The sequence below is a fragment of the Paenibacillus germinis genome (assembly GCF_013141785.1).
GTDB classification, from domain to species: domain Bacteria; phylum Bacillota; class Bacilli; order Paenibacillales; family NBRC-103111; genus Paenibacillus_E; species Paenibacillus_E phytorum.
On the sequence record NZ_WHOC01000027.1, the window covers coordinates 1 to 12887 of the forward strand.

General features: G+C 45.2%; 5 protein-coding genes. 2 read left to right on the top strand and 3 right to left on the bottom strand.

What is annotated here, in order from left to right; translation table 11 throughout:
• Together GC102_RS05960 and GC102_RS05965 are read right to left on the bottom strand one after the other, a co-directional pair.
• Positions 1-5181, bottom strand: a 5181-nt coding sequence (locus tag GC102_RS05960) for an OmpL47-type beta-barrel domain-containing protein (RefSeq protein WP_171688638.1), incomplete at its 3' end; no start/stop codon positions are given.
• Between the two features lie 14 nt (positions 5182-5195).
• On the bottom strand, positions 5196-5336 hold the full coding sequence (locus GC102_RS05965) for a hypothetical protein (protein ID WP_171688639.1): 141 nt from the start codon (positions 5334-5336) through the stop codon (positions 5196-5198).
• A gap of 286 nt (positions 5337-5622) precedes the next feature.
• Here GC102_RS05965 and GC102_RS05970 point away from each other — a divergent pair, with 286 nt between their 5' ends.
• Together GC102_RS05970 and GC102_RS05975 are read left to right on the top strand one after the other, a co-directional pair.
• Complete coding sequence (locus GC102_RS05970) at positions 5623-6414, top strand: HD domain-containing protein (protein ID WP_171688640.1); 792 nt, start codon at positions 5623-5625, stop codon at positions 6412-6414.
• A 36-nt stretch (positions 6415-6450) separates the two neighbouring features.
• Positions 6451-7032 carry a TetR/AcrR family transcriptional regulator gene (locus GC102_RS05975; RefSeq protein ID WP_281367628.1) on the top strand — a complete coding sequence of 194 codons (582 nt, stop codon included), beginning with the start codon at positions 6451-6453 and terminating at the stop codon, positions 7030-7032.
• A gap of 231 nt (positions 7033-7263) precedes the next feature.
• Here GC102_RS05975 and GC102_RS05980 read toward each other — a convergent pair whose 3' ends face one another.
• Entirely contained in the window at positions 7264-12633 is a 5370-nt protein-coding gene (locus tag GC102_RS05980) for an Ig-like domain-containing protein (RefSeq protein WP_171688642.1), read from the bottom strand.
• Positions 12634-12887: the final 254 nt, after the last annotated feature.

Below are 12887 nucleotides of genomic sequence, written 5' to 3' on the forward strand. Positions count from 1 at the left end.
ACCTGGCGATGCGTCTGTAACCTTGACCACAAGTGGGCTGCTAGCTGTTGTTCCGAAGGAATTAATAAGTTCACTCGTATAGGTGTAAGTGCCGTTCGCTTTACCTTTCGCATCTACTTTAGCCACTTGCGCTGCTGGAGACGCGTCTGTCAATGTTTGCGTACTAATGAGTGTGCCATTTTCGTAAAGCTTGTACACGGAGCCGTTATTCCCCCACCACATGTTCATTGTGACGGTATAGTTACCATCTTTTAATCCAGTTGCCTGACCGCTATTATCTGACAAAACAGGTTTACCAGGTGCCCCAACTGATAACGGCTTCACAACTGTAATAGTCACAGCATTGGTTTGTACTGTTTTTCCATCTAAGGTGACGGCAGCTGTAATTTGCGCAGTACCTTCTGCCAAAGCGCTAACTTTGCCTTGTGCATCTACAGTAACCACCGCTCCATTGCTTGTGTTGTAGGCAACTACTGCACCACTGAGATCAGCTGGCGTTCCGTTGCTTAATGTCGCAGTTAGGTGAGTAGCTGTCGTTTCACCCAGCTTCAGCGATACAACGTCAGCTGCAAGGGTAGCTTGACTGAACGTAACGTTCGCATTCACGTTGAATGTATGTGTCGATTGCACCAAATTGCCCGCTGCATCCACTACACTGTATTGCACCGTATGTGCTCCTAGCGCTAGACTTCCCGCAGCAATCGTTTGACCGCTGTTAATCACAGCGCCATCCAAAGTCAACGTCTGCGTTGCCACACCTGAGTGTGAATCTGTACTGTTCAAATCAAATCTCAGCGTATCCGCATCTGTTACATTTGCCACTGCGTGACCGGACTCCGTCAACACAGCAACGGGTGCTGTTTTATCTAATTTCACTTGCAACGATTTCGCCGCTTCCACATTCCCCGCGGCATTTGTAGAGAAATATCCGATCGTACTCGTGCCTTCGTTTCGAATGACAATGGGTGCCACGTAAGCAGCAGCAGTCCCACCATTGATACTGTATTCGGTCCCCACCGCACCCGCTGATTCATTCACAGCCGTCAAGGTAACCGTCACATCTTCTTTAAACCAGCCCTCGCTATTTGGAGTACCCGACAATGCGGCCATCGTCACAGGTGCCAAGGCATTCCTTTCGATGATGAATGAAACCGTCTGAATGCTCCCTGAATTGCCTTCATGATCTATCGATCTGAAGCTCATATTGGTTGAGCCATCCTGCTCAAACGTGATCGGCCCTGCGTATGCCAGCCACGTTTTCCCACTATCCAGACTATATACAGACTGTGTAACCCCCCATAATGTTTGCGGAGCAGACAATGTAACCGTTACCGGACTCATGTATCGCCCATTTTGTCCATCCGGCTGTGAAGGAGATAAATTCGCTGTCGCAGTAGGTAAATCTGCGCCAATCACTTCAATTTCCAACAATCTAGCGTCCGTATAACCCGCTACGCCAGAGGCTTTCGTTATGTTCATTTTTATTTTCTTGGTGGAAATGGGAGTACTCCACTTCAGAGAATTGTACAAACCACCGTTGGCATCATAGGTGTTATTGGTTACAGTCGCTGCGGTTGTCCAATTGGCCCCATCCCAATACTCCATCGTATAGTCTTTGATTTGAAATCCGTTGCCCCCGATCAGCCCGCTCCAGACGTTGATGCCCTTAATTAACTTATCCTCCGGCCAATCCATCTGAAAGTAGTGCGGTTCGCCGCTTAAAGAAAGCCATCTGCTGCTATTGTCATTTTTTATTCCATCTACTGCCTTATTTGCACTGAATAAACCGTTCGTCGAATCAACAGCTAATACAGCGCTCGGCGCAATATTTTTATATCGATCTGTACCGAATACTTCGATTTCTAACAATCTGGCGTCCGTATAACCGGCTGCGCTAGAGGCTTTCGTTATGTTCATTCTTAATTTTTTGGTAATAATGGAATTATCCAATTCCAATATATTGTAGGAACGAACATTCGCGTCATTTTTATTATCGGTAACGGCAGTCGCCGTCTTCCACTTTTCTCCGTCCCAGTACTGAATCGTATAATCTTTAATTTGGAACCCGTATCCTCCGATTAGCCCGCTCCAAACTTGAATACTACTGATCAATTTGTCCGCCTGCCATTCCATCTGAAAATAATGCGGCTCTCCGCTTAAAGAAAGCCATCTGCTGGCGTTGTCATTTTTAATGCCATCTACCGCTTTATTCGCACTGAACGAACCATTAGTGGAATCAACCGATAATATAGCGCTTGGCGCGATATTGATTAACGGTTCTATTGGATAAGCAATCGATAGTGGAGAAGTATAGGTGCTCTCTCCACTTTCATTTAACGCTGAAATCACATAATAATTATGGAGTGCCGGATTTGCGCTGGTGTCTTTGTAGGTACTTCCTGTTACTCCTGACGCTACAGTCGTATAAACGCCTTTTAGACTCGTACTTCTTTTGATAGCATAACCAGTCGCATTATCCAATCTCACGGACACACGGTCGAAATCAGCTTGCTGGTTGTTCGTGTAAAGACCTATTTTTCCCGAAAGAATCGGATGACTCCCATCCGTCACTGAAGCTATTACATTTGCGTCCCTATATAGGGTCAACCTATCGCCCGATACCTCAAGCCTGAATTTATTACTCGTATTTGCTCCAAGAATAAAATAAGGGTCCGCTATGGGTTCAGATGAAGCCAAAACCGCTTCTGCCCCTTGAAAGCGCTTAACAATTTTATACTTCTTCTCTTGAGAATCATAATAAGCATAATAGTAATTATTGTTGTCCACATATCTTGCGGCCACGCCATAGTTACCCGTAACGGAACCGGGAGCTACGATTCCAACTTCAACAACATAGTCTTTCCAAGTGCTGTCTCCAGCAACGCTCATTCCATAACCAGAAGAATTACTGCTTCGGTACACGTTGGTACTGCCAAGACCACCTTCCGTACTATGAACAATCGCCCATTCACCGTTTATTACGGTCCATAAACCGTCTCCAAGTTCAAAGTTTTCATAAAATTGCTCTGAATACGAGGGGCTCCAACTTAAATCGACTCCCGTTCCGGTTGCGAAAGCTCGAACTGTGTGAGGAGAATAGGGCATATCCCCCCTAGGAACAGCGCTGTATTCGCTGGAGTTTAAGCCTTCTCCCATACCGTTATACGCAGATACCGTAAAATAATAGGCTGTATCATTGGTTAATCCGGTCACTTCGTAGCCTATAGAATTGCCAACGTCTTTAACCGTTGTATTGTTGCCGGATCCTGTTCTAACCTTCACATAATACCCGGAAGCGTTGGTTGAACTATTCCAATGAAGTACGACGGAACCTTCCTTTGCTTTCGGGCTTTCCAGCATTGGTGCGCTTGGCTTTACAAGCTTGGCAGCGACTTCATTCGAATTAGTGCTTGAACCTGTATTATTCTTAGCGCTTATCGCAAAGTAATAGGTTATCCCGTTGGATAAGCCCGTCACCGTATAGTTCTTTGACTGGCCTGCGTCTATCGTATTTGTATAAACGCCATGTGTCGTCCCATACTTCACGACATATCCTGATGCAAGCAGCGAATCAAGCCAAGTTAGCTCCACCTGATTATTACCGACAATAGATTGAACAATACGAGTAGGCTGGGGTAGTTGTCCTCCGGAACCATCCCATTCTACTCTCATCACGCTGTATGGAGGAATCGTTACCGGATTGAGTGTGCCTTCCGTTTGAATAGCAATAGCATTAGGATTTGCCAGTGTATTTTTTAATTCTGGGTCTGTAGATGAAATATACGTTTTCGTCATATTGGATGTTACCGGTACTCCATTCATGTTGATTGTTGCGGTGTGAGTACTGTCCGATTTGTTTGTGATCACGACATAATTTTTATTGTTTTCCCCCTTGTATGCCTGCGAATATAAAGCAGGTATATTACTTCCCGAATACTTGTTAACCTCTGCCCCTCCCGAAGTCGTTGTTTTCCATAAGTGGGAACTGTTATTGATGGCTTCATAGGCGATTTGCAAACCTAAAGCGGCACCGCTTTTATAAATGCCGAAATCGTAACCCGTTGTATCTAATGTCGTCTTTTTTTCATAAGCATCTCGCATTGCGACAGCATAGTTATTGGTGGGTTGGGTGCCAAACTGCATCATCGCATGAAGAAGTACACGTTTCACATTGGGATGGCTCGACAATCTGGTCGAATATTCAGCGGCGAATATGCCATTATACAGCGTTTTTATCATCCCCGATGTGGACAAACTCGTCATTGTTGAAGGAGTCGTATTAAACTCGCTTATCGTTACAGGCATATCAGGTCTTCCTTTGGCAAGGTAATAGGAATCGATATACGAATTGGTACGCTCTGCCAAGGCGGAATTCAAGTCTTTGCGCGCTTGGTCGAACGTTGAATACCGATCGCCGCCCCGATAAAAATGGTAGGATACGCCGTCCCAATATTTATTCGGATAAGCAGCCAGCTCTTTATCCCATTCGGGTTTTTCGCCTTGAGAAAACATGACGTTAATCTGTGCTTTCGAATCTACCGATTTGATGGCATCATAATACGGTTTCATTTTATCCGCATAATCCGTTGCAGTCGGAAAAAATTTACTGAATAAAAAAGCTTCGTTGCTCAACTCGTAGGCGCTAACCTTAATATGATTATCCTTGCAATATTTCGCAATCGCCATTGCTGTTTCTGGCGTATCGGTGAATCCATTGATAATAATCATGGTTTCTCCTTGCACTTGATCCAGAAAATATTTCCAATCCTGAAGTTCTTGTTTGTTAGGCTTGGCTCTCAAGATTTGCCCGTCGTTAACGGCAGCATGGAATGTAGGCATTTTTCCGAAAAATTGCGATACCCATTCGTCATCGTCATCCCCTCTCCTAATGTCGAAATAGTCACTATCCGTTCCGGAGGGAAATCGAAACACACGGCTATTCAATCCTTTTGCCAAATCGATGGCCGTTTGATCGGTGTATAGGATGCCATAAGTTTGAAAATCCCCATTATATCCCCCGAAGTTTTCACTTAAGCTCGATTCAACATTCGTATCTATATTTATGGTGGCCGTATAATCCGCGGCATGAACGAGATTTCGTTGATCTATGAATATTCCCAAAAGTAGAGCAAGCGAAATGAATGCGCTTACAATTTGCCTATTAAAATTTTTACTTTTCATATTATATTCCCCTTTCAATTTACGTATAAGTGCCCAGCTTTTAACAGAACAAATCCGTACACCTTTACTCCAACGCCCACTGCGACCACAACCGGTGTATAGGAAACAGGAGGCTTAGCTGAAATTTCAACACTCACTTGCACATGGTTAACCATGATTAAATCTACATCCTCTGAGTTAATCTCATTATAATCCGTTGAAACAGAGGAACTAGTTTAACTTTAGTTTCATCCAAAACTCAAAAAGTATAATTTTCATTGAAAGTATACAGACTTGTACGTATAATATACAAATGTGAAATACATTTATTGAGAGAGGGAATGGAATGATGTAGCAATGGACAAAAAGGATCCGGTCGCGTTCAAGCAAAAACGTCCATTTACGAAATCCATGGATACGGAATTAAGCATCAAAAATTAATGAATACGGAGCGTTGCGAAAATGAGACCCGATATAGGTAACTATGATTGGTGCGAGAATCATCAGGCTAAACTTACACCGATAGAGAAGTTCGCTATGATAAAAATGCTGATTCAATCGCAACTAAAGGATACTTTGGGAAACGTATTGTTCAGAATGCCGTTGTTTTCGGGCAAAAAAATCGATTTGAGCTTTGACGAAATAAGGTATCCGGAAACACATACAGTTCGCATGGCCGAAGAATATGCAAAGGAATGTTTCTCAGAACCCTTATTGTATCACTGTTACCGTACTTATTTTTGGGGAGCGTTGTTAGGCAAAAGTTACGGATTCAAAATAGACGAAGAATTGCTGTTTGTCTCCAGCATTTTGCACGATTTAGGCATATCATCGAAACATATTCACAAAACGGGGCAATGTTGTTTTGCGACGACAGGGGCAAGAGAAGCGTATCAATTGGTTACGAACATGGGATGGCATCCTGACCGAGCCAAAAAAGTGTACGAATCGATCAGTCTGCACTTAAATCCGGTCATCAATGAACAAGTATATGGCCCCGAAGCGAGACTGGTTGGAGAAGGGGCGACGATGGACGTTTTAGGCGCTAAAAGCCATAGACTTTCAGCCGCAGCGATCCGAGCAGTTCATGCCAAATATGCCAGAAGCGGTTTTACGGAGGACATTCTTCATTCCATTACAGGCGTCGAGCATGCTCTAGACACCAGACCGAAGCTGTTGTCCAGTATGGGTTTCGGAGTTCTGGCCCGACGAAATCCGTTGGATCGAACCGAATATAATTCACCGGAGACCTGAATTGACAAAAGACAGACCGTTCTTTATATTGATGTTATGAGTACTCTTAGAATAAGTAAAGCTCGAGAAAAAATACTCCAAACAGCCTTAGAATTGTTTTATCGCAAAGGAATTAATCGTGTCGGAGTGGATGAAGTTGTTGAGCAATCCGGCGTGGCAAAAATGACTCTTTACAAACACTTTCCTTCTAAAAACGATCTCATCAACGAAGTCGTACTCAAAGGAGGGGAACTTTGGTTACAATGGTTTATGAGCACCGTCGAGCGATTAGCTTCTGATCCCGAAGAGCGATTGATTGCTGTTTTTGACGCAATCCATTTATGGTTTGAAGCCCCCCATTTCAGAGGCTGCGGGGCCATCAATATCGTGACCGAGCTGGCAGAACCAACGCACAGCGCCCATTTATCTTCCAGAACACGGAAATCGGATGTCTATAACTATATTCGTCAGTTGGCTGATCAGGCAAGCTTACAACAACCCGACGATCTTGCGAGACAATTCATGCTGTTGATTGACGGAGCTACCGTAAATGAGCTTCTTTATAGAAACCAATTATCCGCTAAGGATGCCAAAGCAATAGCCTCCCTTCTTTTAGACCATTATAAGAAGAGAAGTTAACTATTTAACACAAAGGAGTGCCTCAATCAGCAAGAAGTCGAGACTACGAGTCGTCGGCTTTTTTCTTGTCTAATTCGCAGCTCTTCAAGAAAGCGGTCGGCATCACGCCGACGCAATATCGACAAAAACAACCTCCCAAAGACTAGACGGCCCGCGGGAGGTTGTTTTTTCAAGATTCAAATAAAAGTATCGATTTCGGATAGGCGTAATACGTCACACTTTGATACGGAATTACTTCTGAAATACAATTGTTGTATTCAAACCCGTGTTCTGTGTTTTCTCCTGATAGGTGCCCAAGTAAGACATGCTGAAGGTATAGTTGCCAGGCAATAATTCCTTGCTTGCCGTTCCGCCAACCGTAGCTCCCAGGTCCTTCCACCCTCCGGCGTAATATTTCACCGTTCCACCGTCGAGTGGGCTCCCCAAGCTATCCTTCAGCTGTACCGTTGTGTTTATCGTCTGGAATACAACCGTCTCTGGCAAACCCGTGTTCTGCGTTTTTTCCTGATAGGTGCCCAAGTACGACATGCTAAAGGTATAGTTGCCAGGCAATAATTCCTTGCTTGCCATTCCGCCAACCGTAGTTCCCAGGTCCTTCCACCCTCCGGCGTAATATTTCACAGTTCCTCCGTCAAGCGGATTCCCCGAGCTATCCTTCAGCTGTACCGTCGTGTTCACCGTCAGGAATACAATCGCCGCAGACGAACCGGTGTTCTGCACTTTCTCCTGATAGATGCCCAAGTAAGACATGCTGAAGGTATAGTTGCCAGGCAATAATTCCTTGCTTGCCGTTCCGCCAACCGTAGCCCCCAGGTCCTTCCACCCTCCGGCGTAATATTTCACCGTTCCTCCGTCGAGTGGGCTCCCCGAACTGTCCTTCAGCTGTACCGTCGTGTTCACCGTCTGGAATACAACGATGGGGCTAGCTCCTGTATTCTGCACCTTTTCCATGTATGTTCCTTCGTATGTCATACTAAAAGTGTATGTTTTATCAGGCAAGTCCTTACTAATCAATCCAAAAGCGTCGGTTACCCCAAAATCCTTCCATCCGCCATCGTAGTATTTTACGATTCCACCGCTTATCGGATTCCCGCTGCTGTCTTGCAACTTAACGACTGCGGCAGTCATATTTAATTTAAAACTAACCTGTTTGTCAGGTTCAATATTCCCTGCTTTATCAGTCGATCGATACATAATGCCGTAATTGCCGCTCTGATCAAACGTCACGGGTGCCGTATAAGACTGCCACGTAGTCCCGTTATCCAGACTATACTCCGTCTTCTCCATACCCGATACATGATCGGTGGCGGTGGCGGTGGCGGTCAATGTTACCGTTACCGGATTTACGTACCAACCATTTTGTCCATCCGGTTGTGCCGGAGACATGGAAGCTGTCGTAACTGGTACAGCAACATTATTTGAAATGTCCACAATCGTCATCGAATAAGGCTTCAATTGGATCTCTCCGGCGAAAATGGAAGATGGCGTCTCCGGTAACGGATTAACTTGTGGCGCATCCAACCAGCTCGCATTCGGGTTCGTCAGAAACGCGGGCAAAGGATTAGAGCCCCCATATACCCAATTTGTCTTGAGATCCCTGCCTGGTATGGAAACATTGACAGGGTTCATGGTCCGATTGGCGAAAACGACCTTCTTAATGCCATTAGCGTCACCGAAACCCCATGCGCCAACATCCGCAACGTTATAATAGACATCCGTAGCAATGAATCGCAGCTTTTCATTTTGAACATTGCCTTGTGCAAGATTGACCTTGTAATAGCTGCTATTGGAGTCAAGTAGACCTCCCAAAGCTTTAAATACATAATAATTCGGTAATTCAGTGAGATCTCCACCGGCGGTTTGCTGCACGATTCCAAACCCTTGGGGATCTACCATCGCATGTACGTCGGAAATCGTCACGGCACCCGACTCGATCATTTGCAGCACCCGTTCCATATTGTGCATCGCAAATCCTGGGGTTTTCATAAATTGTTTGCGTGCCTTCTCGTTAGGGTCTTTCTCGCCGAATAGGACGGTTGGAAGAGATGACCATTCCGTAACCCATATTTCCTTGCCTGGGAATTGGTTTTTCTGAATAGACAGACCTTCCAATGCACTTTGATTATACGTATATAAGTATCTCATCATTTTGCTGTTCGTTAGATCAAATAGATTTGGAATGGGTGAATACACATGGACGATGATGGCGTCGTAGAAACTGCTGTCTGTCATTAGCGTTTGATTCCAAAGCGCAACGCGTCCCCCTTGTGTAGCTGCCCAATCCACATCAGGATCTGGCAGATTATTGGGGTCAGCAGCTATTCGGTCTTCCAAATCTTTGGCCACAGCCACAATTCCGATTTTAATAGTCGGATCTATGCCTTTGATTCCCTGATAGATCAATTTGCATTTGGCAATATATTCAGAGACTGACGGGAAGCTTGCATCGAACAAGATGGAATAAAGCTCGTTCCCCATTTCCACATAGATGGGTTGTGTGGTTTGCTGCTTCATCTGCTGGACTTGTGTCAGGATTTCACTCACCGACTGAGAGATTACATTTATGACAAATACGTAGGGAACCTCTATCGTATTGGCGAGATGGTAGGAATCCGCAAGATATAACCCCGGGTACCCAGGCTGCAGATTCACATTCTCTACCGCCCCAACGGTTCGATTCCCATAGAATTGCTGATAACGCGGATCTTTGGAATTCATGACCGTGCCTTCGTTGTACAAATAGTAATTGGCACCCGTTCCATCGGGTCCACGAACATTTTGCAGCTGGAGGTCCAGTCCCAGATTATCAAAGCTTTCCAGTTGAAAATCAGTCACCCTTCCAACCTTAACCAGTTGTTCGTTATGTGCTCCTAAGAAATGGGATGGCAGAGCATTCGGAGTCGGATCAATCGCGAATTCGGCCATCGATACGGTTGGTTCCGGCACAGGATTCACAACCACTTGAATCGAAGCCGAAAATCCGCCGTCTACGGTAGTAACGGTGATTATCGACGTACCTGCAGACAAGGCTTTAATGGCTCTGGAGGTACTGGAGCCTCCTACCAAACTTACCACGGAAGGATTACTGGAAGTCCATATGGTCAACGGATTATCTACATCCGCCGGACTAACCGCAGCTGTAAGCTCCTCAGCTTCCCCCATATACAAGGATGTACTAGGTTTGTTGAGGGTAACACCTGTAGGCCGGACATATACAACAATATCACTCTTATCCTGAAAGGAAGCGTCATATGTTGCTGCAGTAACGACTGTCTGACCCTTCGCTATGGCTGTAACCACTCCTGTCTGGTCTACTGTCGCCACCTGCGTATTGCTTGAAGTCCACACCACACTTTTTCCGGTTGTATTGGTCAGCTGCAGCGATTTGCTATAGCCACTTGCAATCCCAGTTAGTTTGGTGCTCAAGGCAAAAGCCGAGCTTTCATGGTTCCATATTTGGATGTGATCAAAAGTTGCCTTTACATTATACGTGGTCAGCTGCACCTTCCCGAATACATAGGAAACATTAGAAATGGCACCCGCATACGTATAGTCAGGGTCGGTTGCGCTTTTCACATAAACCTGAACCCAATTATCCAAGGCGACCAATTTAATATCGTAATCCGTATCCGCGTTAAAAGTCATGGCATACATCGACTGCTCCGTGCCGCCTGCTTTAACGTAGCTTAATCCGGTGCTTCTGATCAGTAAACGTGTATAATCGGCTTCGCTGACATACCTGAACTTCACTGAAATAAAGTTGCCTGCCAGGTTTTCACCCCGATTAAACCTCATAGCAATCGTTTGGTTCCTCCACGTTGTTTCTGACCCTTTCATTTCGATCAAAGAGGAGGCCGTTGAGGTGGAAGACAGCCGAGAATTATCAACCGTCCAAGTCCCATATACCGCTTTCCAAACGCTCATGCCCTCACTGAAATCATCCTCAAACTGCAAGATACCGGTAGGATTAATTGGATCCTTGACCACGATTTCAGCTTTATCCTGATACATGCTATCATACGTTGCTGCGGTAATGACCACCTGTCCCCGAGCGAGCGGGGTAACAGCTCCAGTCTGATCTACTGTCGCTACCTGGTTGTCGCTTGAACTCCACATCACACTTTTCCCAGTCGTATTCGTCAACTGCAGCGTTTCGCCATCCCCCTTATTGAAAGCGCTTAACTTCTTACCTAGAATAAACGGTAACTTTTCATGGTTCCATATTTGAATATTATCTAAAGCGGCCTTAACATTGTACGTTGTCAGTTGTACCTTGCCGAAATTATAGGAAGCATTGGATATCGCACCCGCAACAATGTAATTAGGATCGGCAGCGCTTTTTACATATACTTGCACCAAATCGTCAATGGCTACCAATTTGATATCATAATCCGTTCCCGTGTTGAATGTCGTTGCATAAAAAGACTGCTCCGCTCCACCTGCTTGGATATAACTTAATCCCGTACTTCTGATCAGCAATCGTGTATAATCCGCCTCGCTGACATACCTTAATTTGATCGAAATGAAATTGTCGTTTGAGCTTGTGACGAGTCTGTTAAACCTCATCGCTACCGTCATGTTCCTCCATTTGGTAAATGTCCCTTTCGGCTCAAGCAGTGAGGACGAAGCTGCCGGAGAAATAAGCTGCGAATGGTCGATTCCCCACGCTCCTGATACAGCATTCCACAAACTCATGCCGTTGCTGAAATCATCCTGTAACTGCATTACGCCTGCCGAATCGATGGGATCCTTCACATAGATATCAAATCTAACTTGTTCCAGATGATCAGCAGTGGAAGCCGTAATCGTCACCAGCCCCCTGCCTGCAGCAGTGACCACACCATTGCCATCTACGGTTGCCCTTGTCGTGTCACTTGAAGTCCAGACAACGGCTTTTCCGGTTGTATTGATTAGCGACAAAGCAGATTGACTTCCCAAATTCAAAGATGACAACACACTTCCATTCGCCATAAATGTGGAAGATTGCGTATTCGATACTTTCACATTATCCAACAGCACCTTGTCGTTGGAAGTTTGGAATCTCAGCTTTCCACTTTGTACGGGCAAGCCTGCAATCGTCCCTGCGCTCGTGTAAGTGATTTCCGAATCTTTTTTGGCGTAAATGGTTGCCGTACTTCCTGATAGCATCATCTTTACGTCATAGTTCGTACCCACAGTAAATGTATAACTGGAAAGGTACGACTCCGCAGCTCCATTTAACGAATAACTTAACCCCGTAGGTCTGATCAACAATCCCAAATTACTAGTGTTGCTCACATACCTTGTAAAGACTCTTGTAAAACCGCCTCCTGGCGCTCCGACGATTTGGATTCGAAACTCAACGATTTGATCCTGCCAAACAGCATTCGATCCTTTCGGCTCTATTTCATTCGTGCTGGACGAGGTTACGCGAAGCGCGCCGTTGTCAACCACCCATGATCCTTTTACCCCCTTCCATAACGACATGCCCTCGCTAAAATCATCTTGAAACTGCAGTACGCCCGTATCGTAAGCGCCAACAGCCAGGCTTGCTGGTGCTCGGAATAACAGTGCAGCCAAACATATACTAAAAATCACACCCCAGATAATCTTTTTATGCATATTGTAAACAGCCTCCTCTATGAATATGAATAATTAACATATGTAAGCGCTTTAGTTATATCTTGAAGCGAAAACAACAAGGTTGTTCCGTGCCGACTTGAACACAAAGCATCCTTGCTGTTCCCTCTTAGCAGCTACCTATTCCACAATTTCACATACAAATTCATTGGCTCCCAAACGAATGACTCGGTTTTGGAAAGAAATCTGCTTCTCCTCAGCGGAATCATTCCAGAAAACGAAGAGTCTTCTCGCAT

What these genes read in the sequence shown, in the direction of transcription:
- GC102_RS05965 (WP_171688639.1), bottom strand. Translation starts at nt 5,336, where the DNA reads ATGGTTAACCATGTGCAAGTGAGTGTTGAAATTTCAGCTAAGCCTCCT.
- GC102_RS05970 (WP_171688640.1), top strand. Translation starts at nt 5,623, where the DNA reads ATGAGACCCGATATAGGTAACTATGATTGGTGCGAGAATCATCAGGCT.
- GC102_RS05975 (WP_281367628.1), top strand. Translation starts at nt 6,451, where the DNA reads ATGAGTACTCTTAGAATAAGTAAAGCTCGAGAAAAAATACTCCAAACA.
- GC102_RS05980 (WP_171688642.1), bottom strand. Translation starts at nt 12,633, where the DNA reads ATGCATAAAAAGATTATCTGGGGTGTGATTTTTAGTATATGTTTGGCT.